20 protein-coding genes and 1 pseudogene are annotated in these 22,001 nt (G+C 63.7%); 13 read left to right on the plus strand and 8 right to left on the minus strand.

The features are described 5' to 3' along the window. Positions 1–64 precede the first annotated feature (64 nt). Positions 65–487 (plus strand): hypothetical protein, encoded by a 423-nt coding sequence (locus HX881_RS22555; protein WP_017129453.1) that lies wholly within the window; start codon positions 65–67, stop codon positions 485–487. A gap of 38 nt (positions 488–525) precedes the next feature. Here HX881_RS22555 and HX881_RS22560 read toward each other — a convergent pair whose 3' ends face one another. Then, on the minus strand, positions 526–1,071 hold the full coding sequence (locus HX881_RS22560) for a hypothetical protein (RefSeq protein WP_017129452.1): 546 nt from the start codon (positions 1,069–1,071) through the stop codon (positions 526–528). Positions 1,072–1,213: 142 nt separating this feature from the next. Here HX881_RS22560 and HX881_RS22565 point away from each other — a divergent pair, with 142 nt between their 5' ends. The 4 genes from HX881_RS22565 to HX881_RS22580 all read left to right on the plus strand — a co-directional run bounded on the left by HX881_RS22565 (position 1,214) and on the right by HX881_RS22580 (position 7,284). Further along, the gene (locus HX881_RS22565) at positions 1,214–1,555 is read left to right on the plus strand and encodes a hypothetical protein (protein ID WP_177086667.1); all 342 of its coding nucleotides are present in this window, start codon (positions 1,214–1,216) and stop codon (positions 1,553–1,555) included. Positions 1,556–1,655: 100 nt separating this feature from the next. Beyond that, the gene (locus tag HX881_RS22570; protein ID WP_177086669.1) at positions 1,656–2,921 is read left to right on the plus strand and encodes a TolC family protein; all 1,266 of its coding nucleotides are present in this window, start codon (positions 1,656–1,658) and stop codon (positions 2,919–2,921) included. Beyond that, on the plus strand, positions 2,918–4,168 hold the full coding sequence (locus HX881_RS22575) for an efflux RND transporter periplasmic adaptor subunit (RefSeq protein ID WP_177086671.1): 1,251 nt from the start codon (positions 2,918–2,920) through the stop codon (positions 4,166–4,168). Before HX881_RS22570 ends, HX881_RS22575 begins: the two co-directional genes overlap by 4 nt. Then, positions 4,165–7,284, plus strand: a complete 3,120-nt coding sequence (locus tag HX881_RS22580) for an efflux RND transporter permease subunit (RefSeq protein WP_177086673.1) — start codon at positions 4,165–4,167, stop codon at positions 7,282–7,284. The genes HX881_RS22575 and HX881_RS22580 overlap by 4 nt, the downstream gene beginning before the upstream one ends. A 41-nt stretch (positions 7,285–7,325) precedes the next feature. Here HX881_RS22580 and HX881_RS22585 read toward each other — a convergent pair whose 3' ends face one another. The 3 genes from HX881_RS22585 to HX881_RS22595 all read right to left on the minus strand — a co-directional run bounded on the left by HX881_RS22585 (position 7,326) and on the right by HX881_RS22595 (position 10,166). Further along, positions 7,326–8,780: a hypothetical protein gene (locus tag HX881_RS22585; RefSeq protein ID WP_177086675.1), complete on the minus strand. Its 1,455-nt coding sequence runs from the start codon at positions 8,778–8,780 to the stop codon at positions 7,326–7,328. Next, positions 8,767–9,138 (minus strand): hypothetical protein, encoded by a 372-nt coding sequence (locus tag HX881_RS22590; protein WP_177086677.1) that lies wholly within the window; start codon positions 9,136–9,138, stop codon positions 8,767–8,769. The genes HX881_RS22585 and HX881_RS22590 overlap by 14 nt, the downstream gene beginning before the upstream one ends. Before the next feature lie 185 nt (positions 9,139–9,323). After that, on the minus strand, positions 9,324–10,166 hold the full coding sequence (locus tag HX881_RS22595; RefSeq protein ID WP_177086679.1) for a type 1 glutamine amidotransferase domain-containing protein: 843 nt from the start codon (positions 10,164–10,166) through the stop codon (positions 9,324–9,326). 102 nt (positions 10,167–10,268) lie between these two features. Between HX881_RS22595 and HX881_RS22600 the strand changes: the two genes are divergently transcribed. The 5 genes from HX881_RS22600 (at position 10,269) to HX881_RS22620 (ending at position 15,225) form a co-directional block, all read left to right on the plus strand. After that, positions 10,269–11,174 carry a LysR family transcriptional regulator gene (locus HX881_RS22600; RefSeq protein ID WP_177086681.1) on the plus strand — a complete coding sequence of 302 codons (906 nt, stop codon included), beginning with the start codon at positions 10,269–10,271 and terminating at the stop codon, positions 11,172–11,174. A gap of 105 nt (positions 11,175–11,279) precedes the next feature. Next, on the plus strand, positions 11,280–11,594 hold the full coding sequence (gene hcnA / locus HX881_RS22605) for a cyanide-forming glycine dehydrogenase subunit HcnA (protein WP_017129443.1): 315 nt from the start codon (positions 11,280–11,282) through the stop codon (positions 11,592–11,594). Continuing rightward, positions 11,591–12,988 (plus strand): cyanide-forming glycine dehydrogenase subunit HcnB, encoded by a 1,398-nt coding sequence (hcnB, locus tag HX881_RS22610; RefSeq protein WP_177086683.1) that lies wholly within the window; start codon positions 11,591–11,593, stop codon positions 12,986–12,988. The genes hcnA and hcnB overlap by 4 nt, the downstream gene beginning before the upstream one ends. Positions 12,989–12,991: 3 nt before the next feature. Then, positions 12,992–14,260, plus strand: a complete 1,269-nt coding sequence (gene hcnC, locus HX881_RS22615) for a cyanide-forming glycine dehydrogenase subunit HcnC (protein WP_177086685.1) — start codon at positions 12,992–12,994, stop codon at positions 14,258–14,260. A gap of 44 nt (positions 14,261–14,304) precedes the next feature. Continuing rightward, entirely contained in the window at positions 14,305–15,225 is a 921-nt protein-coding gene (locus HX881_RS22620; RefSeq protein ID WP_177086687.1) for a LysR family transcriptional regulator, read from the plus strand. A gap of 6 nt (positions 15,226–15,231) precedes the next feature. Here HX881_RS22620 and HX881_RS22625 read toward each other — a convergent pair whose 3' ends face one another. From HX881_RS22625 to HX881_RS22635, 3 genes and pseudogenes are all read right to left on the minus strand, one after another. After that, positions 15,232–16,173 carry a cupin domain-containing protein gene (locus HX881_RS22625; RefSeq protein WP_177086689.1) on the minus strand — a complete coding sequence of 314 codons (942 nt, stop codon included), beginning with the start codon at positions 16,171–16,173 and terminating at the stop codon, positions 15,232–15,234. A 148-nt stretch (positions 16,174–16,321) separates the two neighbouring features. After that, a complete protein-coding gene (locus HX881_RS22630; protein ID WP_017129438.1) occupies positions 16,322–16,636 on the minus strand; it encodes a helix-turn-helix domain-containing protein in 315 nt (104 codons plus the stop codon). Then, positions 16,626–16,975: pseudogene (locus HX881_RS22635) on the minus strand (toxin). The gene HX881_RS22630 and the pseudogene HX881_RS22635 overlap by 11 nt, the downstream one beginning before the upstream one ends. 272 nt (positions 16,976–17,247) lie before the next feature. Between HX881_RS22635 and HX881_RS22640 the strand changes: the two are divergent. The 3 genes from HX881_RS22640 (at position 17,248) to HX881_RS22650 (ending at position 21,203) form a co-directional block, all read left to right on the plus strand. Continuing rightward, positions 17,248–18,417: an aromatic ring-hydroxylating oxygenase subunit alpha gene (locus HX881_RS22640; protein WP_177086691.1), complete on the plus strand. Its 1,170-nt coding sequence runs from the start codon at positions 17,248–17,250 to the stop codon at positions 18,415–18,417. A gap of 62 nt (positions 18,418–18,479) precedes the next feature. Beyond that, positions 18,480–20,141, plus strand: a complete 1,662-nt coding sequence (locus tag HX881_RS22645) for a choline dehydrogenase (protein WP_177086693.1) — start codon at positions 18,480–18,482, stop codon at positions 20,139–20,141. A 30-nt stretch (positions 20,142–20,171) separates the two neighbouring features. Further along, entirely contained in the window at positions 20,172–21,203 is a 1,032-nt protein-coding gene (locus HX881_RS22650; protein WP_177086695.1) for a GlxA family transcriptional regulator, read from the plus strand. A 43-nt stretch (positions 21,204–21,246) separates the two neighbouring features. On the opposite strand, the gene HX881_RS22655 is transcribed toward HX881_RS22650, so the two are convergent. Next, a complete protein-coding gene (locus tag HX881_RS22655) occupies positions 21,247–21,981 on the minus strand; it encodes a class II aldolase and adducin N-terminal domain-containing protein (RefSeq protein ID WP_177086697.1) in 735 nt (244 codons plus the stop codon). Positions 21,982–22,001: the final 20 nt, after the last annotated feature.

A 22,001-nucleotide genomic window follows, 5' to 3' on the forward strand; every position in this document is an offset into this window, starting at 1 on the left:
GACTTTTTACCCGCGACTCCCGACGTTCGCGGGCACGCGCACTCTATTGTTAAGGAAGGGCACGATGGCCGAAATGGCACAGCAGGACGATTTGTTCCAGGTAGACAAGCGGCTCTCCCTCAAGCCCGTGACGGACTTCAATGCCTTCCTGCTCCAGGCGTTTGCCGATGGGCCGTGCCAGTGCATGCGCTGCGTGGACGCGGCGGGTAGCGAGAGCGGTTATGCCTTCCAGCACACCTTCGAACTGGGCAAGGTGGTCAACCGCCAGTTCGCCAGGACCACCCCGAGCGAGGTCCTGCTGGTGCTGAAGAAGGCCTGGCTGTCGTTCTTCAAGACCGACCTGGAGGTTCCCGGACTGCTGGACCTCCCGGCAGTACAGGAGTTCGTCAAACCCGAGTTGCATATTCGCCTGCGTCCGTTGTTGCTGGCTTGCGGCCTGATCGAGGAGCGCGAAGGCGGGTGGATGTTGCAGGCGGTTGCGGAATAGCGCGTTATGGGCGTCCTTGCCCTCTGCATGCTGTTTGATTACTGAACGACCAGGGTGAAGTAGCCGCTTTCCAGCGTGGAGGTGTCCTGCACTGCGCTGATGGTCGCGTTGGGATTGCTGGTCGAGACGGTAGCCGTGGTGATCCCGTTGATGATGGCATAGGCGGAAAAGGTATGGCCGATGTTCAGTGTCTCGACCCTGAAAGAATCGCTCACCACCACGTTTTGCAGAGGTTTATCGTCCCTGGTCAGGGTAAATGTCACCGGGTTGAGGCAGGTTTTCTGAAAGCTCAGTTGGTCAGCCACCGGGCTCGGTGATTCGACGACCTCGAACTCATAGCTTCCCTGGCTGGGCACCTGGAGGACCTGGGCGAGAAAGCCCATGCTGCCGCGTATTTCCAGCGGGGCCGAAACATAGGTATTGCCGTCGATCACCGTGCTGGCATTGACTTGGCGAGTGTCATCCAAGGGGACGATAAGGGTTGCATCGGGTTCCAGCCCCGGTAAACGGGCGATGATCAGATCTCCCTGTTTGACGACAAACTGGCTGATAAAGCCGGTCTGATTGTGCAGTGTGATGGCCATGAAGAGCTCCTTGGGAACGGGACAGCCGGAAGTCCGTGCGGCTTCGGCGCAACGAAGCGTAGAACATTAATCTCTACTTAACCCACGCCCCTTCAAATAGCGTATCTTTTCCCTCAACCCTCCTTTTCAGTTGGCGTTTCCGATGTTCAGGTTTCGATTGATCTTGACCCTGGTGCTCAGCCTGATGCTGCCGATCTTCGGTAGCGTGGCCGCGGCCGCGTCTTTTGCCGAACCCTGCCCGATGCCACTGATGAGTCATGACGGCTCGGCAATGAGCCATGCCCCCTGCTGCAATGACATGCAGCACGGCACCGTCTCCAAGTCGCCGTGCAAGTCGGGGGAGGAGTGCAAGATCGGCGGCCTGGTCCGGATCCTGAATATCGGCACCTTCTCTTCGCTGCCACCGTTGCCGCTCACCCTGTCAACGCCCACCGTGCTCCAGTCCGAGCCGGCCGACCTGTGGCGCCCTCCGCGTTACGTCTGATGCCCTGATGTTCATTCCACGTTCCCTGTAAAGGGCGCGGGAGCCTGTGTGTGCGCCTGTGACGGCGGACACCTCGATCATCTGCATTGGAGACGAACGCATGTTCGCTTTCATTCCCTCACACCGCCTGCTGGCCGGTGTGATCGCTGTTGTCCTGGGCGCGAGCCCGTGGCTGGCCGTCCAGGCCGAGCCCCTGAGTTTCGAGCGGGCACAGCAACTCGCCGAACATACCGCGCCGGAGAACCTTGCCCGTATGGCACAGGTGCAGTCGGCGCAATCTTCCGTCGGGCCGGCCGATGCGCTGCCCGATCCCAAGCTGATGCTGGGCATCCAGGATCTGCCGATCCAGGGCTCCGGTCGCTATTCGTTCAACGGTGATTCGATGACTGAACGGCAGATCGGGCTGCGCCAGGAAGTTCCCAACAGCGACAAGCGCCTGGCCCGCAAGAACCTCGCCCTGGCGTCCGTCGACGTCGCCGAGGCCGAGCAGCGCGCGGCCCTGCTGGAGGTCAAGCGGCAAACCGCACTGGCCTGGCTCGGGGTCTATTACGCCGAGCGCAGCGTGAGCCTGTTCGATCAGTTGGACCATCAGGTCGCCTTGCTGCGCACCACCACCGCCTCGCGCATCGCCGGTGGCGGTGCCCAGGCCGGGGATCTGCTGCAGGCTGACCAGGAAGCGCTGAGCCTGGCGGATCGTCGCGACGAGCTGGTGCAGAACATCGCCGTCGCCCGAGCGAAACTGCGCCGCTGGATCGGTGCCGACGCCGATCAACCGCTGCAGGACGGGCCGCCGACCTGGGCGCCAATCCTGCCCCACAGCCAACACACCCTGGGTCGTCATCCGGACCTGCAAGCCGCCACCGCCCGGGTCGGCGAAGCCAATGCCGAACTGGCCGAGGCCATCGCCGAGAAGAAACCCGACTGGGGTGTCGAGCTGGTATACGGCCATCGCGACCGCCAGTTTGGCGGCGACATGGCGTCGTTGCAGTTCACTTTCGACCTGCCACTGTTCGTCGGCTCCCGCCAGGGGCCGCGAATCAATGCCCGGCAACACGCGCTCGAACAGCGTGAAGCTGAGCAGGAAGTGATGTTGCGCGAGCATCGGGCCGAACTGGAAAGTGGTCTGGCCGAGCTCGAGCGCCTGAAAAAAGCCGTCGAACGCTCGCAGCAATCGTCGATTCCCCTGGCCAGCCGGCGCAGCGACCTGGAACTGGCCTCCTACAAGGCCGGGAAAAGTCCATTGAACGCGGTGATCAGCGCGCGCCGCGAACTGATCGAAGCCCACCTGCGCGAGATCAGTCAGCAGGCCCAACTCGGCCAACTGTCCGCCAGCCTCTATTTCGCCTATGTTGAGGGCCTCAAATGAAGACGCTCGCTTATTCCGTACTGACCCTCGCGCTGGCGGGACTGGGTGTTGCCGGTGGCTACTGGCTCGGCCACGGCGGGACCGCGATGTCCGCCACCACCGATGCCGGCAAGAAGGAACGCCCGGCGTTGTACTGGTTCGACCCGATGTACCCGACCCAGCATTTCGATGCCCCGGGCAAATCACCGTTCATGGACATGCAACTGGTGCCCAAGTATGTCGATGCCGCCGAGGACAGCACGTCCATCAGCGTATCGCCGCAACTGGCGCAGAACCTCGGCATGCGTACCGCCGCGGTGGTTCGCGAATCTCTGCCCGGCGGCCTGGAGGCCGTCGGCGCGCTGGCCTACAACCAGCGCGACGTGGTCAACCTGCAAGCCCGTGCCGCCGGTTTTGTCGAGCGGGTCTACGATCGCGCACCCGGCGATGTCCTGCAGGCCGGCGCACCGCTGGTGGATCTGCTGATCCCGGAATGGTCCGCCGCGCAACTGGAGTTTGTCGCGGTACTCGCCACCGGTGACAGCCGGCTGGTCCAGGCCACCCGCGAGCGCCTGCGCCTGCTGGGCATGCCCGACGACGTGATCGCCCAGGTGGCGAAGACCCGCAAGGTCCGTCCGGTGCTGACCCTGTCCACGCCGATTGCCGGCGAACTGCAGAGCCTCGAAGTGCGTGCCGGGATGACCGTCTCCGCCGGGATGAGCCTGGCGCGCATCAATGGCCTGTCCAGCGTCTGGCTCGATACTTCGGTGCCGGAGGCCCTGGCTTCTTCGGTGGCGGTGGGCGCGCAGGTCGCGGTGGCGTTGTCGGCTTATCCCGGTCGTGGGGTACAGGGCAAGGTGCTGGCGATCCTGCCGGGGGTCGATGGGCAGAGCCGTACCCTGACGGTGCGCAGCCAGTTGCCCAATACCGACGGCAGCCTGCGTCCCGGCATGTTTGCCTCGGTGCGCTTCGCTGCGACCGACCCGCGTCCGAGCCTGTTGATCCCCAGTGAAGCGCTGATCCGTACCGGCAAGCGCGACCTGGTGATGCTGGCCGGGGACAAGGGGCGCTACAAACCGGTGCAAGTCCGTACCGGACGTGAGTCGGCAGGGCGCATCGAAGTCCTCGAAGGCCTCACCGAAGGGCAGCAGGTGGTGACTTCCGGCCAGTTCCTGCTGGATTCCGAAGCCAGCCTGCAAGGCCTCGCCGAGCCGCAGGAAGCGACGTCCGCCACGCCATCGATGAACGCGATGGAGGGCATGAAATGATCAAGCGCCTGATCCACTGGTCCATCGGCAATCGCTTCCTGGTGCTGCTGGCGACCCTGTTCATCGTGGCGTGGGGTATCTGGTCGGTGCGCAACACCCCGCTGGATGCGCTGCCGGACCTTTCCGATACCCAGGTGATCATCCGCACCAGCTTTCCCGGGCAGGCACCGCAGATCGTCGAGAACCAGGTCACCTACCCGCTGGCCAGTACCATGCTCTCGGTGCCGGGGGCGAAGACCGTGCGTGGTTACTCGTTTTTTGGCGACTCCTTCGTCTATGTGATTTTCGACGACGGCACCGACCTGTACTGGGCCCGCTCGCGGGTGCTGGAGTACCTGAACCAGGCCCAGGGACGCCTGCCCAAGGGGGTGACCAGCGCCCTCGGGCCGGACGCCACCGGGGTCGGCTGGATCTACCAGTACGCCCTCGTGGATCGCAGTGGCCAGCACGACCTGGCGCAGTTGCGCGGGATCCAGGACTGGTTCCTCAAGTACGAACTCAAGACCGTGCCCAACGTGGCGGAAGTCGCCACCATCGGCGGCATGGTCAAGGAATACCAGGTGCTGCTCGACCCGCAGAAGATGGTGGCTTACGGGATCACCCAGCAGCAGGTCGGCGAGGCCCTGGGCAATGCCAACCAGGAAGCCGGTGGTTCGGTGCTGGAACTGGCGGAGCGCGAATACATGGTGCGCGCCACCGGCTACCTGAAGACCCTGGATGACTTTCGCAATATCCCGCTGAAGACCTCGGCCACCGGTGTGCCGACGCTGCTCGGGCAGGTCGCGACGATCCAGCTCGGCCCGGAAATGCGCCGGGGAGTCGCCGAACTCGACGGTGAAGGCGAGGCGGTGGGGGGCGTCATCATCCTGCGTTCGGGCAAGAACGCCCACGAGACCCTCGAAGCGGTCAAGGCCCGTCTCGCCGACCTGCGCTCCAGCCTGCCGGCGGGTGTCGAGCTGGTGACCACCTATGATCGCTCGCAACTGATCGACCGGGCGATCCACAACCTGAGTTTCAAGCTGCTGGAAGAGTTCGGCGTGGTGGCGCTGGTGTGCCTGGTGTTTCTCTGGCACCTGCGTTCCTCGCTGGTGGCGATCATCACCTTGCCGCTGGGGGTGCTCATGGCGTTTATCGTCATGCGCATCGAAGGCGTCAACGCCAATATCATGTCCCTCGGCGGTATTGCGATTGCCATCGGCGCGATGGTCGATGCCGCCGTGGTGATGATCGAGAACGCCCATAAACATATCGAGGCCTGGCAAGTGCGACACCCCGGCCAGAAGCTGCAGGGCGAAACCCATTGGCGGGTGATCGGCGAGGCGGCGGCGGAGGTCGGCCCGGCACTGTTCTTCAGCCTGTTGATCATCACCCTGTCGTTCCTGCCGGTGTTCACCTTGCAGGCCCAGGAAGGGCGGTTGTTCGGTCCGCTGGCGTTTACCAAGTCCTATTCGATGGCGGCGGCGGCGGGCTTGTCGGTGACGCTGGTGCCGGTACTGATGGGCTACTGGATTCGCGGGCACATTCCCACCGAGCAGCAGAACCCGCTCAATCGCTGGTTGATCGCGGCTTATCGGCCCGTGCTGGAAGCGGTACTGAAATGGCCGAAACTGACCCTGGCGCTGGCGACCGTGATCTTCCTGTCCAGCTTCTGGCCGTTGAGCCAGCTGGGAGGCGAGTTCATCCCGGCGCTGGACGAAGGCGACCTGCTCTACATGCCCTCGGCGTTGCCCGGCCTGCCGGTCAGCAAGGCGGCGCAACTGCTGCAGCAGACCAACCGGATGATTCGCAGCGTGCCGGAAGTCGAGCATGTCTTCGGCAAGTCCGGGCGGGCGGAGACCGCCACCGATCCGGCGCCGCTGGAGATGTTCGAGACCACCATCAAGTTCAAGCCCCGTGACCAGTGGCGGCCGGGCATGACCCCGGAAAAACTGATCGAGGCCCTGGATCAGGCGGTCAAGGTGCCGGGGCTGTCGAACCTCTGGGTGCCGCCGATTCGCAACCGTATCGATATGCTCGCCACCGGCATCAAGAGCCCGATCGGGGTCAAGGTGGCCGGTACTTCCCTGGCCGATATCGATGACATCGCCCACCAGATCGAGAGCGTCGCCAAGCAGGTGCCCGGCGTGACCTCGGCCCTGGCCGAACGCCTGACCGGCGGCAGCTATCTCGATATCGGGATCAATCGCCTGGCGGCGGCACGCTACGGCTTGAGCATCGCCGATGTGCAGGCGGTGGTCTCCGGGGCGGTGGGTGGCAGCACGGTCGGCGAGACGGTCGAAGGTGTGGCGCGCTATCCCATCAGCCTGCGTTATCCACGGGAATGGCGCGACAGTCCCCAGGCCCTCAGGCAATTGCCGATACTGACCGCCGGCGGCCAGCAGATCACCCTGGGCGCGGTGGCCGATATCGGCGTGAGCGCCGGGCCGCCGATGCTGCGCAGCGAGAACGGGCGCTTGTCCGGCTGGATCTATGTCGATGTGCGCGGCCGTGACCTGGCGTCCACCGCCCGCGACCTGCAACAGCAGGTGGCGCAGCAGGTACAGCTCAAGCCGGGGATGACCGTGTCCTACTCCGGCCAGTACGAGTTCCTGGAACGGGCCAATGCGCGGTTGATGTGGGTGGTGCCGGCGACCTTGCTGATCATCTTCGTGCTGCTGTACCTGACCTTCGGGCGCTTCAGCGAAGCGGGGCTGATCATGGTCACGTTGCCGTTCGCCCTGTCGGGCGGGGTGTGGTTGCTCTATCTGCTGGGGTTCAACCAGTCGGTGGCGACCGGCGTGGGTTTTATCGCCCTCGCCGGGGTGTCGGCGGAATTCGGCGTGATCATGCTGCTCTACCTGAAGAACGCCTGGGCCACGCGGTTGGAGGAGGGGCGGGATGACAACGCCGGCCTGCTCGAATCGATTCGCGAGGGCGCGGTGCTGCGGGTGCGGCCCAAGGTGATGACCGTGGCGGTGATCATCGCCGGCCTGCTGCCGATTCTCTGGGGCAGCGGCACCGGCTCCGAGGTGATGAAGCGGATTGCCGCGCCGATGGTCGGCGGGATGATCACCGCCCCCCTGTTGTCGATGCTGGTGCTGCCGGCGGCGTATTGGCTGATGAAGCGTCGGCGCTAGGCCATGAAAGCGTTCCCACGCTCTGCGTGGGAACGCGTCCGCTAGCGCCAGCTATGGAATATCTCCTTGCAGACCGGGATCATCGGGCTGAGCCTGTCGTCCGGATCCTGTGCTTTCCTGTGAACCCAGATCAGCGAATGGAATGCTGCCACGACCTTCTCTTTCGTTTTGAACACTCCCGCTCCACCCCCGTAGTATCTGACGATCCCCGCGTGGGTGAATTTCAGGCAGGCTTCGTACAGGTTCAGGCCACTGTCCGTTGCATCCTCCCCGACCGTCGCAGCGCTGGTGGTCAGAAATGCGTTCCAGGTTTGCGGCACCCTGATTTTTTTCTTCCTGATTTTTTTGGTCGGACTGCCGAAGACCGACCCGAACAGTCCGGTGGGTGGAACCTCGTACTCCTCGTCCACTTCCGTTTCGATTTGAACCGTCTTGGTCACGAAGCGCAGGCCGCTTCTCGAGCTGCCGTACTCTGCTTCTTTCACTATCTTGTCCAACGGATCGGCCCACACGACGATAGGTTCGACCGTACCGGGACATCCGATCTGCTCGAGGAGGCCACGCACGAACCGGCAGATGGCCTGGCACTCAGCCGTGTATTCCCGATGCTGGCCAAGGGCCCAGGCGCCGATTTCCGGATGTGTGTAATACGGATGACCGAGCTCGTCGGGAACATTCGCGTTCTTTTCAAGCGTATAGGTCGGGAAATAGCCCATCAGTGTCTCGACGATCTTGTGGGGCGCGCTCAGCCCGATCTTCTTGACTGCCGCGATCGAGTGTTTCATGCGGTAGGAGGTAACCCCATCATCTGGCTCGGATGGGCGCAAACGTGGGGTCGAAAAGGTCAGAAAAAGATGATTGCTTGTGGCGCCTATCGACACCTGTGCTCCACGCCTGGTGGTGGCCGTCCAGGCAATCTTGAACACTCCGCTGGCGATGTTCGGCAGTTCTGAGTCCGAGGTCAGATCCAGCGTGTTCCTGCCGATGTTGAAGGTTACGGCGGCGGAGGAAAATCGAACGGGTCCGACAGCCCCTTCGATGCTACCGTCATCCGGCGCTTCTCCCTCGGCCTCGATCACAATCCGGACGCGGAATTTCGTGTTGATGCTGTGGCTGATCATATTGGATTTGCCCGGCGTCCAATCCGGCTTGGTATATAAGGCACCGGTGTTTTTCCAGTCGGTCGTATTGTCCTTGAGCAGCCCATGGTCCGAGAGGAACGTCAGTTCAATGATCTTGAGCGTGAGGGGAGGGATGACCTTGGGCTTTGGTGGTGGCTTGCTGGCCTCGCATGGCACCACCATGGGAGTCAGGGGCTTCTCCTGTTTCTTGACGATAATGACTTTTCCGCCTTCTTCCTCATAGCGATTGAACCAGAGTTCACGCAGCTCCTCCGTGTCGGGAGTATTCGTTCGTCCGCGAGTCTTGATGAAGACGGCGTGCGATGCCCTGTCGAAGGCAATCTTATTGATATTGTCGGGGTCAACCGAGCGCATTCCGTTTCTCCAGCATGAGGGATAACCGGTGACGCAGCAGCTCGGCGATTTTCTCGTCTTCCGTGAGTTCGCTCCGCGAAAGAATGTCCATTGCCCATGAGGTTTGCGTGGAACTCTGAAAGTTCCAGCCAAAATCGACCATCAGTTCGAGAAGGGCCATGACGAACGCTTCATCCGAAATGCCATGATCCAGTGCAACACGGATCCCGTTGTGCACACAGATGCGCAAGGTGTCATCGTCGAGTTCGTGCAGGTGGTGTGCACGGGACGCGCGCAACTGCGCGATTGCGCGCGTCTCGAAGGCGCTATGGAGCGACGATTCGATTGCGCGCCATTGAGCCTCTCTTATCACCAGCATGGCGTACTCCATCGGTCGGCAGGCGCGAGTGGGTCAGGCGCGCCTGAAGACTAGCTCCAATCCTGTCAAACCGTTAGCCGGTGTCCAGGGGCACGGTCTGTCGGCGGCGTACCGGGCTTTCTCGATGTCCTGATCGCGGCGGTGGCGAGCGATGCGGGGCATGGATTTTCAAGGCCTTGCAGTGATCACTTCAGGCGCTTGAGCAACTCATCGCCCACCGCGGTAGCCGAGCCTGGGTTCTGGCCGGTGATCAGTTCGCGGTCGACCACCACATGGGCGGCCCAGGGTGAGGTGTTGCTGCTGTACAGCCCGCCGGCCTGTTCCAGGGCGGTCTGCGGATAGAACTTCATGCGTCCGCCGGCCAGCAGGCCCTTGGCAAGTTCTTCTTCCTGATTGCTGATCACGGTCATTTTGTAGCCCGCATAGATCCAGTCCGGCTTGCCGGCTGCTTTCCCGTCGTGTTCCATCTGCTGTTTGAAACCGTCGGCGTCGGCCAGGGTCGAGAGCAGGGCAATCGGCCCGTGACAGACCAGTGCCGTGGTCTTGCCGCGGGCATGGAGGTCCGCCAGCAGTTTGCCCAGGCGCGGGCTGGTCAGCAGGTCTTGCATCGGCGCATGGCCGCCGGGGATATAGACCGCATCGAAATGCCGATAGCCGATCTGCTCGACCCGCGACAGGCTGATCACCGGCGATTCCCCGGCCGAGGTCAGCTTGAGCCGTTCCAGCAACGCGGCGTGGGTATTCATTGCCGCCTGGTCGTTATTGAAATACATCGGGTCCAGCGAACTCTTGTCCAGCGTCGGGGCATCGCCATTGGGCGTGGCGAAGGTCACCTGGTGGCCGGCGTCCAGCAGGCGCTTGACCGGTTGCATCAGTTCGTTGAGATAGAAACCGGTGGGGAATACCTTGCCGTCCTGCAGGTCGAGATGGTTGGCATCCGACAGCACCACCAGCACATTGGCGGCCTGGGCGCCAAGGCTGGCGGTGGCGAGGGTGATGGCCATGGCCAGTTTGAGTATGGGTTTCATGTGAGGCTCCGAAGTGCGAATGAACAGGCTGACGACTTTATTGATGCCTGGATGGGCGATAAAGTAGCCTCGCAGGAATTCATCTGGCCTCTGGAGGCAATAATGGCGCGGCGATTCGATTACCTTGGCGATGTCGAGGCGTTCGTCACGGTGGTCGAGCAGGGCACCGTCAGTGCCGGGGCCGTGGCTCTGGGAACGACGCCCTCGGTGATCAGCCGGGCGATTGCGCGGCTGGAAAGCCGGCTCGGCGTCCAGTTGCTGCGGCGCACTACCCGGCGCCTGAGCCTGACCGAGGCCGGGCGCCTGTATCTGGAGCAGTCGCGCCAGGCCTTCAGCCTGATCGACGACGCCGAGCGCGCCATCCAGGGACAGGATGGCGCGCTGAGCGGGCGCATCCGCCTGAGCGTGCCGACCACCTACGGCCACTATCGTCTGCCACCGTTACTGAAGCGCTTCCACGCGGCGCATCCCGATGTGCGGATCGAATTGAGCATCACCAACCGCAATGTCGACCTGGTTGCCGAAGGGTATGACCTGGCGATTCGCCTGGGGGCGTTACCCGACAGCGGTCTGATCGGCCGCAAGCTGGAGGATGCGCTGCTCTGTGTGGTGGCCGCGCCGGACTACCTCAAGCGCTGCGGCACGCCGCTGCATCTCGGGGAACTGGCCCGGCACCAGTGCCTGCCCTTTGTCATGCCCAGCAGCGGGCGGGTCGGCCACTGGCTGTTTCGCGACGGTGAGCGGGAGGTCGACTGGGCGCCGGCGGCCGGTATCGAGGTGACCGACGATGTGCTGGGCATCGTGTCCCTGGCCGAGCACGGCCTGGGTCTCTGCCAGACCTACGAGTTCATCGTCCGCGAGCGCCTTGCCAATGGCCGTCTGGTCAAGCTGCTGGAGCCCTGGAGCGGACGTACCCGGCCGTTCTCGCTGATCTATCCGCCACACCGGCAACTGTCGGCGGCGTGCCGGGCCTTTATCGATTTCATGAGCACGGCGGTGGCGAGCTGATACACGGTCCTGCTTTTCAAGGCTTTACTGGCCTGGATCAAGGTTTTGCCCGGGCAGACTCCTTATCGTGATGGACGATTATGTCAATCACGGATGATACGGACCATGCACGACCTGGATCGAAAATACGATATCCAGCCCCTTGTCCGGGCGGATATGACCCTCCATCTGAACGGCCAGAGTGTAGTGGCGGCGGCAGGCGAGACAGTGCTCTCGGTACTCCAGTCGGTCGGCCTGCGCCAGGTTTCGCGCAACGATCACGGGCAAGTGGCAGGTGCCTTCTGTGGCATGGGGGTGTGCCAGAGCTGTCTGGTATCGATTGACGGCCGGCTCAAGCGCCGGGCCTGCCAGACCCTGGTCCGGCCGGGCATGCGCATCGAGACCGGAGTCAGCCGGTTTGCCGTGCTGGAGGTGCTATGAGCCTGCCTCCAGTGATCGTCGGCGGTGGCCCGGCAGGCATGGCCGCCGCGGTTGAACTGGCCCGCCACGGGGTGTCCAGCGTGCTGTTCGAAGAGGCCTCGCGGTTGGGAGGCGTGGTCTATCGCGGGCCGCTGCGCAGCGGGGTCGACCTCGGTTACCTGGGCGCGCGCTACAGCGCGACCCTGGAGAAACTCCACGGTGAATTCGCCACCTGCGCCGATCGCGTCGAGGTGCGTTGCAACACCCGGATCGTCGGCGGTGAGGGCGCGCGGACGCTGATGGCGCTGGATGCCGACGAGTCCCTGCAACAGATCGAGTACCCGCAGTTGCTGCTGGCGGCCGGCTGCCATGAGCGCAATGTGCCGTTTCCCGGCTGGACCCTGCCCGGGGTGATGCTGCTGGGCGGCCTGCAACTGCAGATCAAGAGCGGCGTGGTCAAGCCGCTGGGGACCACGGTGATCGCCGGTACCGGGCCGTTGCTGCCGCTGGTGGCCTGCCAGTTGCACGCGGCGGGCGTAGCGGTTGCCGGTGTCTACGAGGCCAGTGCCTTCGCTCGGATCGCCCGGGAAAGCCTGGCGCTGTTGCACAAGCCGCAGATGTTCCTCGATGGCCTGAGCATGCTCGCCTACCTGAAATTGCACGGCATCGCCATGAACTATGGCTGGGGTGTGGTCGAGGCACAGGGCCAGGACGAGTTGATGCGCGTGACCCTGGCGCCTTATTCCGCTGACTGGCAAGCGGACCTGCGGCGTGCCCATCAGGTCGAGGCCCAGACCCTGGCCGTCGGCTACGGATTTATCCCGCGCACCCAGCTCAGCCAGCAGATGGGCCTGGGCCATGGCTTCAATGCCGACGGCTACCTGTGTGCCGAAACCAATATCTGGCAGCAGAGCAGCGAGCCGCATATCCACCTGGCCGGGGACATGGGCGGTATTCGTGGTGGCGAGGCGGCGATGCTGGCCGGGCGGATCGCCGCGGTATCGATCCTGATGCAACGCGATGTCCTCGACGCCGAGGCCGCCCTGGCGTTGCGCCAGGTCTATCTCGACAAGCTGGCGGGCATCAGGAAATTCCGCTCGGGGGTCGACCGCTACACCCGGCGCGGTATCCGGCAGATCGACCTGGCGAAGGCCGATACGGTGGTCTGTCGTTGCGAACATGCGACCCGGGCCGATATCGACCGGGCGCTGTCCCAGGGTGTTGAGGACATGGCCGGCCTGAAGATGCGCACCCGCGTCAGCATGGGCGATTGCCAGGGGCGGATGTGTGTCGGCTATTGCAGCGACCGTCTGCGCGAGGCCACCGGGCGCGCCGATGTCGGCTGGTTGCGGCCACGTTTTCCCATCGAGCCGATTCCCTTTTCCGCTTTCCAGCACCTGGGCAAGGACGCCTGAACCATGAGCAGAACCTACGATGTCGTGATTGCCGGTGGCGGTGTGATCGGTGCTTCCTGTGCCTATCATCTGTCGCGCCAGAAGAAACTGCGGATTGCCCTGATCGACGCCAAGCGTCCGGGCAACGCGACCCGCGCTTCGGCCGGCGGCCTGTGGGCCATCGGCGAATCGGTGGGGCTGGGTTGCGGGGTGATCTTCTTTCGCATGATGTCCGCCCAACGCCGTCGCGAGGCCCATGGCGCGGCGGTGGCGGTGGACGCCAGCACGCCGCATATCCTGCCACCGGCCTTCTTCGAGTTTGCCTTGCAGTCCAATGCGCTGTACCCGGAACTGCATCGCGAGCTGATCGAGCGCCATGGCATGGATTTCAAGTTCGAACGCACCGGCCTGAAATACGTGATCTACGACGATGAAGATCGTTTGTATGCCGAGCATATCGTTTCGCGCATCCCGCACCTGGCGGACCAGTTGCGCTGGCTGGATCGCGAGTCCCTGCGCGAAGCCGAGCCGGCGGTGAGCCCCGAGGCGCAAGGCGCGCTGGAGTTTCTCTGTGATCACCAGGTCAGTCCCTTCCGCCTGGCCGATGCCTATACCGAGGCGGCGCGGCAGAATGGCGTGGACCTGTACTTCAATACCAACGTCACCGAAGTCCTGCATCAGGGCGAGCGTGTCAGTGGCGTGCGGACCGCGGAGGCGGGCGAGTTCCATTGCGCGACCCTGATCAACGCCGCCGGCGCCTGGGCGGCCGAGCTCAGCCGGCAGGCCACCGGCATCGCGATCCCGGTCAGGCCGGTCAAGGGCCAGATTCTCCTGACCGAGCGCCTGCCCAGCCTGTTGCAGGGCTGCCTGACCACCAGTGACTGCTACATGGCGCAGAAGGACAACGGGGAAATCCTCATTGGCAGCACCACCGAGGACAAGGGCTTCGACGTGAGTACCACCTTCCCCGAGGTAACGGCGCTGGTGCAGGGGGCGATTCGCTGCGTGCCGCAACTCGGGGAGATCAATCTCAAGCGCTGCTGGGCCGGCCTGCGTCCCGGGTCGCCCGACGAGCTGCCGATCCTCGGGCCGATGGCGGGTGTCGACGGCTACCTCAATGCCTGCGGGCATTTCCGCACCGGCATTCTCACGTCGGCGATCACCGGGGTCATGCTCGAACGCCTGCTCCATCAGCAGTCGTTGCCGCTGGACATCACGCCGTTCCTGGCGGATCGCTTCGATTTTGCCGACGGGCTTGCCCAAAGGCGGCAGATAGCGGTATCTACTCGGTAGTTCCCGCGGCTCAAGCGCCGAGCCGCCCCCGAGTGGATACCCGTATGGACTATTTCGCCGCGTTGACGGCCTTTGTCGAAGCCGCCCAGGCCAACAACTTTTCCCGGGCGGCCGAGAAGCTCTCGATCAAGGCCTCGACCGTATCGCGCTACATCAAGGACCTGGAGCAGGACCTGGGGATCGCCCTGTTCAATCGTTCGACCCGTACCCTGCGCCTGACCGAGGGTGGTGAAACCTTCCTGCACCATGCGTTGCGGGTACTGGCCGAACTGGATCAGGCCAGGGCCGCGACCTCGGCGCTGAACCAGCAACCCCGGGGCCTGCTCAAGCTCAACCTGCCGCCGGCCTTCGCCCGCCACCATGTGTTGCCGCTGCTCGGCGACTTTGCCAGACGCTTTCCGGAAATTCGCCTGGAGCTGACCCTGGAAGACAGCCACGTCAACCTGATCAGTGCCGGCGTCGACCTGGCGCTGCGCGTCGGTGTGTTGCCGGACTCTTCGCTCAAGGCCCGCAAGCTGGCGGCCGAACACACGCTGCTGTGCGTCAGCCCTGGATATGCCCGGCAGCATCCGGCACCGGGCTCACCGCAGGAGCTGGCGGAGTGTGGCACGCTGTTGAACGGCAACCTGCCCGACGAAGTGTTTTTTGTGCCGCGGCAGGCGCCAGGGGCCCAGGCCGAGCGTGTCGTGCTCAGGGGGGATCTGCGCATCAACGATCTGGATGCGCAACTGCTGGCGGTGCGCCAGGGCCTGGGCATGGCGTTGTTGCCGGACTGGCTGGTGAATGATTTGCTCAGGCAGGGCGAACTGCTGCACTGGCTGCCCGACTGGCAGGCCCAGGCCACGCAGATCGCCTCGTCGCTGTGGTTCGTCTATCCGCCCAAGCGCACCGTCTCGTCGAAGGTGCGCAGCTTTATCGACTTCATGCTCGAACGTATCGGCACACCGCCTTACTGGCAGCGTTGAGAGCGCTCAGATGAAGCGGATATCCAGGGCGCGCAGGTAGGTCTGCAGACCGGCATCCTGGATGGGGATCAGGAAGGCTTCGCGGTCCGACTCGTTGTAGTGCGCATGCCAGTAACCCGGCGGGGTGACGAACGCCAGTCCAGGCGCCCAGTCGACCCGGGTCGGGTTGCGGATCTGTCCCTGTTCGTCGACGTCGGTGCCCACCAGGCTGTAGCAACCGGGCGGGCAGTCGATGATGAAATCAAGGGCGATCGACTGGTGGCGATGGGGTTTCTGGACCGAGCCCGGTGGCAGGATGCCGTACATCGCCCAGAGCACATGGGTCACGGTGCGGGTCTGGGGGAAATGCCGGTTGCCGAGCAGGATGCTGATGCGGCTGCGGTCCTGGGCACGCGGGTCGTCGGCGGCTTCGCGCAGCTTGGCGTTGGCGATCTGCGCCGGGTACAGGGTGGCGCTGAAGCGATCCTGCTGGCTGCTGACACCGAGGTAACGCAGCAACGGTTCGTCATGCACGTAGTAGAAACGGCTGTCCTCGCTGGCGGCCAGTTCCACCGCCTGGCGGCCGGGCAGGGCGACAAAGCAGCCCTTGTACCAGTCGAACCGGCTCTCGCCCTGGGCCAGGCTGCCATGTCCCGCGATCACATAGAGCACCTGGGAGGTGGCGTTGGGTTGTAGCGTCAGCGTGTCACCAGCGTTGAGCCGGATAAAGTTGGCACACAGCCCGGGGCCGGTAGCCGGACCTTCGCAACCCAGGGCTTCGCTCAGGTCCAGGGGCACGAGCCGCGACGGCCCGCTGTCGTAGAGCGAGGCGGGGAAGTCCTGGTAGGGGATGCGCGAGATCAATCCGGCGCTGATCGGGTTGGCGGCCTTGCTGTATTCGAAGTATTCGGCGTCCTGCTCGCAGGCGGGCAGTTCGGTGCTGGCGATCATCGGCTGTGGACGGTTCATGCTCGGGCCTCTCGACGTTCTGGTTATGGGGCACTGAGCGCTCACTATACGAAGCCCGCCGACGGGGATTAAGGCCCCGGGGGGAACAGCAGTTATGTGCAAAAGGGCAGTGAGAGCGTGATGCCCGGTTGCAAATCCTCATGTTGCCTCAGCCCAGGGAGGCCAGGTGCTCGACGGTTTCGGGGTACTTCTCCACCAGCCGGATCAGCGTGGTGGCCTGGGCATTGGGCCTGGCGCGGCCCTGCTCCCAGTTCTCCAGGGTCCGGGTGTTGGTGCGCAGGTACAGGGCGAACACCGCCCGAGACAGTTTCAACTGGGTGCGGATCGCCACCAGTTCATCGGCGCTGATCGGTTGCAGCTTGCCCAGTTGGACCTTGTGGGTACGCAGGGTGACTTTCCCCTGGCGCTGGTCGGCCAGTGCATCGAAGCCCTCGACCAGTTCTGCAAAAATGTCACGTTTCATGGTGGTTTCTCGCCTCTATCTCTCTGTTCAGCAGTTGTTTCAGGATGTGCTTCTGCTGTGGACTCAAATCATCCCGTTCGTCCTTGTCGTACAGGGTGAATAGCCAGAACTGGGAGCCTTGCGGCCACCTGTAGTAGATCACCCGGATGCCGCCTCGTTTGCCTTTGTGTCGTTGCAGGTCAACGCAACGGACCTTGCGCAGCCCGCGGTGCCCTGGATGACCTCGCCTGCTTCTGGGTTGTGCAGCAAGGCGAGCTGGAGACAGCGGAATGCCTCGTCGCCCAGGTAGTCTCTGCGATGGCGTTCGAAGGGCGGCAGTTCGATAAACAAAGCATTCATTATTTGTACGCTACTTACGTATGGATATAAAGGGGAAAAATATGTCTGCTCTTCACCCTAGTTGAGGCCTGACAGCTCATTTGCAGGACTTTTCCTGCAGTTTTGCGGCTTTAGGCGGCGGCACCTGCCAGAGGATGGTGGTCAAGGGTGATTGATGTTTTTCCTGCCCAACGGGTCGTTTTCCATCAATCCCGGCCAGGGATGGCGCTCTAGATTAGGTTCCAACGCCGGCAGCCGAACCGAGCGCTCAACCCTGGTCGAGGAGCACGTCCATGCAACCTATTCATATCCAGAAACAACAATCCCGGGTCGAAGGTTGGGATCAGCAGAATCCCGAGGAAGCCTTCACCCTGCCATCGCGTTATTTCTTCGATGAGGGACTGTTCCAGGCCGAGCGCGACAATATTTTCATGCACGCCTGGCACGTGGCGGGGCACAGGAACGAGTTCGCCCAGCCCGGGCAATACGTGGTCTGCGACCTGTTCGACCAGAGCATCGTGGTCGCCTGTAACCGTGAAGGGCAGGTCCATGCCTTCCATAACGTCTGCCAGCATCGCGGCAACCGCCTGCTGGAAGAGCGGCGCGGTACCACTGGCGGAGTGGTGCGCTGTGCCTATCACTCATGGTGCTATGAAATGGATGGCAGCCTGCGCGGCGCGCCCCGTTGCGAACGGATGAAGAACTTCGAATTGCAGCAGTTCAATATTCCCAAGGTACGGATCGAGGAAATGGGCGGTTTCGTCTACTTCAACCTCGATCCCCAGGCGCCGTCCCTGCGCGAACTGTTCCCCGGCGCCGACGAGGAAATGCGCCGGGTCTTCCCGGACCTGGAACAGATGCAACTGATCGACGAGCAGGACGTGATCGTGCCGGCCAACTGGAAAGTGATCATGGACAACTCCATCGAGGGCTATCACTTCAAGCTCTCCGGCCCGTGCCACATCGACCTGGCCAGACTGATCGACTTCAAGGGCTACGAGCTGATCAAGCGGGACAACTGGTGGACCTATGCGGCCCCGGCCAACCTGTCGGCGACCGAAGCCTATGGGGTGAAGCTGCGCGGCGACCTGAACCCCGATGAGTGCTTCTTCAATATCGGCATGTGGCCGAACAATACCTTCTATACCTTTCCGTTTTCCGAGTTCCTCGGCTCGTTCATGATGATTCCACTGGATGCCGAGCGCTCGCTGCTGCGCTTCGGCTACTACTCCTCCAACGCCCGCACGGCCGAGGTCAGCACCGCCTGCATGAAGTGGATGAACGAGGACCTGGGACCGGAAGATATCGCGCTGAATATCTCGGTGCAGAAGGGCCTGCGCTCGCTGGGCTACGACCAGGGTCGCTACATGATCGACGCGCAGCGCAGCAATGAAAGCGAGCATCTGGTGCATCACTTTCACCGCCTGGTGTTCCAGGGTATCCACGGTACTGCCGACCGCTGAGTCCGCTTGTCGCGATCGGCGTCGCCGATCGCCCCAGACCTTCTGATGGAGCACGCCCGGTCATGTCCGAGCACGAATTCGATTACCTGATTGTCGGCGCCGGGTCCGCCGGCTGTGTCCTGGCCAACCGCCTGGGAGAAGACCCTGCGCTCAGGATCCTGTTGCTGGAGGCGGGACCGGCCGACAACAGCTGGACCATCGACATGCCCTCCGCTGTGGGCGTGGTCGTCGGCGGCACGCGCTACAACTGGGGTTTCAGCTCGGAACCCGAGCCGTGGCTCGACGGCCGCCGGATCGGCACGCCCCGTGGGCGTACCCTCGGCGGTTCCTCGTCGATCAATGGCATGGTGTATATCCGCGGGCATGCCCGGGATTACGACAACTGGGCGGAGCAGGGCTGCGTCGGCTGGAGCTACCAGGAAGTGCTGCCGTATTTCATCCGCGCGCAGAACCATGCCGATGGACCTGACAGTTATCGCGGTGCGCAGGGGCATCTGCATGTCACGCCGGGGGATATCAGCACGCCGTTGTGTGCCGCCTTCGTCGCGGCCGGGGAGCAGGCCGGCTATGCGCCGAGCAACGACCTGAACGGCTATCGCCAGGAAGGTTTCGGCCCGGTGGACCGCACGACTCGCCACGGCAGGCGCTGGAGCACCGCCCGCGGTTATCTGCGCGAAGCCTTGCAGCGCGGCAATGTGCAGGTGGCGACCGGTGCCCTGGCGTTGCGCATCCTGTTCAAGGACAAGCGGGCCTGTGGTATCGAGTACGAGCAGAACGGTCACGTCTGGCAGGCCCGGGCCCGGCGCGAAGTGCTCTTGACCGCCGGGGCGATCAGTTCGCCGCAGTTGCTGTTGTTGTCCGGCATCGGCCCGGCCGCGGAGCTGCGTGACCTGGGGCTGACGGTCCTGCACGACCTGCCCGGCGTCGGCAAACGTCTCAACGACCATCCGGATACGGTGGTGCAGTACCTGTGCAAGAAGCCTGTGTCGCTGTACCCGTGGACCAGCGCACCGGGCAAGTGGTGGATCGGCGCGCGCTGGTTCATCCGCCATGACGGCCTGGCGGCCAGTAACCATTTCGAGGCCGGGGCCTTTATCCGTTCGCGGGCCGGGGTCGAGCACCCGGACCTGCAACTGACCTTCATGCCCCTGGCGGTGCAACCGGGCACGGTGGACCTGGTGCCTGCCCATGCGTTCCAGGTGCATATCGACCTGATGCGGCCCACCAGCTTGGGCAGTGTCACCCTCAAGAGTCGCGATCCGCGCCAGCCGCCGAAGATCCTCTTCAACTACCTGAGCACCGAGCAGGACCGTGCCGACATGCGTGCCGGTGCGCGACTGGTGCGCGAAATCCTCGGGCAACCGGCCATGGCGGCCTTTGCCGGCGAGGAGCTGGTGCCCGGTCCGGATGTGCAGAGCGATGAGGCGCTCGATGCCTGGGCCCGGCGGGTCACGGAAACCGGTTACCATGCCAGCGGCACCTGCAAGATGGGACCCGCCGCCGATGCCGCGGCGGTGGTCGATCCGCAGTTGCGGGTCCATGGCGTGGAAGGGCTGCGGGTGGTGGATGCCTCGATCATGCCGATGATCGTCAGCGGCAATACCAATGCGCCGACGGTGATGATTGCCGAGAAGGCCAGCGATATGATCCGCGGGCGACCGCCGTTGCCGGCGCTCTCGGTGCCGGTGTGGGTGCATCCGCACTGGCAGAGCCAGCAACGCTGAGCCTGCGGGTTGGGTGGAGGGAGTTCACTGATGAGCCACGAGTCACGCGATACACCGCCGCTGCATATCGCCGTGCTGCTGCTGCCGGCCTTTTCCCAGTTGGGGCTGGCGGCGGTTATCGAGCCTTTGGCGATTGCCAACTGGTTGAGCCAGCGCACGCTGTTCCAATGGACGCTGCTGTCCCTCGATGGTCAGCCCGTTCCGGCCAGTAACGGCCTGAGCACGGCGGTCGGTGGTTGTCCCGAGGCCGGGCAGGGCTTCGATGCCTGCCTGGTGATCGCCAGTTTCGATGTGCACAAGCACAGCCGCAACCAGTCGCTGAAAAGCTGGCTGCGCAAGCAGGCACTGTTCGGCGCGGTGCTGATGGGCGTGGAAACCGGAACCGAGCTGCTGGCCGCGGCCGGGGTGCTCGACGGCCACGAAGCGGCGGTGCACTGGGACAACCTGCAGGGTTTCCAGGAAAGCTATCCCCGGGTCAAGGCCCGGCCCCAGCTCTACACCCTGGAACGCCAGCGCCTGACCTGTGCCGGTGCCACCTCGACCCTGGACATGATGATCGCCTGGCTGGGACAGAGCGTCGACAGCGACCTGGCGCGGGAGATCGCCATGCACCTGCTGATGGGGCGGGTACGCCAGCCCATGGACAACCAGCTCGACGATGGCCCGGCCAGCCCGCGGCTGCAGGGGGCGAAGATGCGGCGGGCGGTGATGCTGATGGAGCAGGCCCTGGAAGAGCCGCTGGATTGCGAAGCCATCGCTCGCCAGGTGGGGTTGTCACAGCGCCAGCTGGAACGTCAGTTCAAGCAGCACACCGGCCTGTCGCCGCTCAAGTACTACATGACCCTGCGCCTGGCGCGGGCCCACAGCCTGTTGCAGCAGACACAGATGAGCGTGGCCCAGGTCGCGGCCTGTTCCGGGTTCGGTTCGCTGGAGCATTTTTCCCGCACTTACCGGGCACGTTTCGGTTGCCCGCCCAGCGAGGATCGCAGCCAGGTGTTCAGTGCCCCCGTGATGCGCCAGCCGCTGAGCCGTGAACTGCGTTCTTCGCTGATCGAAGAATGACAGGTTGCCGGTAATACCTGTGTGGGAGCCGGCAAGCCGGTTCCTACCGTGCAAACTCCGGTTCCTCCTCCTCCAGGATCCCCCGCAGGGCCGCGAAATGCTTCTCGGCAAATCCCGGGTAGTCGAGCCATTGTCGTGCCGTCTTGCGTGCCACCTCATCGCTGGCGATACGCAGCGGGCGTCCTGTCGACAGCGCCGTGACATACACGTCGCAGGCCCGCTCGAAGTAGTACAGGTCGTCGAACGCCTGGGCCACGCTGGGCGCGGCGACCAGCAAGCCATGATTGCCCATCAGCAGGATCGGCTTGTCCCCCAGCAGGCGGCTGACCCGTTCGGCCTCGTCGCCCAACCCCATGCCATCGAAACCTTCATCGATGACCACCCGCTCGAAAAAACGCATGGAATTCTGCTCGATGGGCGGCAGGCGCGAGTCCGCCAGGCAGGCCAGGGTCGTTGCGTATTTCGAGTGGACATGCAGGATGCAGCGGGCCTGGGGCTGGTTGCGATGCAGCGCGCCGTGCAGGGCCGAAGCGGTGATATCCGGGGCATCCGGGCGGTCGAGGGTGCTGGGGTCATCGGCCTTGACCAGCAGCAGGTCACTGGCACGGATTCGTGAAAAATGCCGGCCATAGGGATTGATCAGGAAGTCCCGGCCATCGTCGGAGACGGCCACGCTGAAGTGATTGGCGATGGATTCGTGCAGGCCCAGGCGTGCGGCCCAGCGAAAGGCGCAGGCCAGTTGGCTGCGCAGCGACGGGTGATCGAGGGGCGAAGGCATGGCGGGCTCCTGGGCAATCG

It is taken from the genome of Pseudomonas gingeri (assembly GCF_013386115.1).
GTDB lineage: Bacteria > Pseudomonadota > Gammaproteobacteria > Pseudomonadales > Pseudomonadaceae > Aquipseudomonas > Aquipseudomonas gingeri.

What these genes read in the sequence shown, in the direction of transcription:
- HX881_RS22555 (WP_017129453.1), top strand. Translation starts at nt 65, where the DNA reads ATGGCCGAAATGGCACAGCAGGACGATTTGTTCCAGGTAGACAAGCGG.
- HX881_RS22560 (WP_017129452.1), bottom strand. Translation starts at nt 1,071, where the DNA reads ATGGCCATCACACTGCACAATCAGACCGGCTTTATCAGCCAGTTTGTC.
- HX881_RS22565 (WP_177086667.1), top strand. Translation starts at nt 1,214, where the DNA reads ATGTTCAGGTTTCGATTGATCTTGACCCTGGTGCTCAGCCTGATGCTG.
- HX881_RS22570 (WP_177086669.1), top strand. Translation starts at nt 1,656, where the DNA reads ATGTTCGCTTTCATTCCCTCACACCGCCTGCTGGCCGGTGTGATCGCT.
- HX881_RS22575 (WP_177086671.1), top strand. Translation starts at nt 2,918, where the DNA reads ATGAAGACGCTCGCTTATTCCGTACTGACCCTCGCGCTGGCGGGACTG.
- HX881_RS22580 (WP_177086673.1), top strand. Translation starts at nt 4,165, where the DNA reads ATGATCAAGCGCCTGATCCACTGGTCCATCGGCAATCGCTTCCTGGTG.
- HX881_RS22585 (WP_177086675.1), bottom strand. Translation starts at nt 8,780, where the DNA reads ATGCGCTCGGTTGACCCCGACAATATCAATAAGATTGCCTTCGACAGG.
- HX881_RS22590 (WP_177086677.1), bottom strand. Translation starts at nt 9,138, where the DNA reads ATGCTGGTGATAAGAGAGGCTCAATGGCGCGCAATCGAATCGTCGCTC.
- HX881_RS22595 (WP_177086679.1), bottom strand. Translation starts at nt 10,166, where the DNA reads ATGAAACCCATACTCAAACTGGCCATGGCCATCACCCTCGCCACCGCC.
- HX881_RS22600 (WP_177086681.1), top strand. Translation starts at nt 10,269, where the DNA reads ATGGCGCGGCGATTCGATTACCTTGGCGATGTCGAGGCGTTCGTCACG.
- hcnA (WP_017129443.1), top strand. Translation starts at nt 11,280, where the DNA reads ATGCACGACCTGGATCGAAAATACGATATCCAGCCCCTTGTCCGGGCG.
- hcnB (WP_177086683.1), top strand. Translation starts at nt 11,591, where the DNA reads ATGAGCCTGCCTCCAGTGATCGTCGGCGGTGGCCCGGCAGGCATGGCC.
- hcnC (WP_177086685.1), top strand. Translation starts at nt 12,992, where the DNA reads ATGAGCAGAACCTACGATGTCGTGATTGCCGGTGGCGGTGTGATCGGT.
- HX881_RS22620 (WP_177086687.1), top strand. Translation starts at nt 14,305, where the DNA reads ATGGACTATTTCGCCGCGTTGACGGCCTTTGTCGAAGCCGCCCAGGCC.
- HX881_RS22625 (WP_177086689.1), bottom strand. Translation starts at nt 16,173, where the DNA reads ATGAACCGTCCACAGCCGATGATCGCCAGCACCGAACTGCCCGCCTGC.
- HX881_RS22630 (WP_017129438.1), bottom strand. Translation starts at nt 16,636, where the DNA reads ATGAAACGTGACATTTTTGCAGAACTGGTCGAGGGCTTCGATGCACTG.
- HX881_RS22640 (WP_177086691.1), top strand. Translation starts at nt 17,248, where the DNA reads ATGCAACCTATTCATATCCAGAAACAACAATCCCGGGTCGAAGGTTGG.
- HX881_RS22645 (WP_177086693.1), top strand. Translation starts at nt 18,480, where the DNA reads ATGTCCGAGCACGAATTCGATTACCTGATTGTCGGCGCCGGGTCCGCC.
- HX881_RS22650 (WP_177086695.1), top strand. Translation starts at nt 20,172, where the DNA reads ATGAGCCACGAGTCACGCGATACACCGCCGCTGCATATCGCCGTGCTG.
- HX881_RS22655 (WP_177086697.1), bottom strand. Translation starts at nt 21,981, where the DNA reads ATGCCTTCGCCCCTCGATCACCCGTCGCTGCGCAGCCAACTGGCCTGC.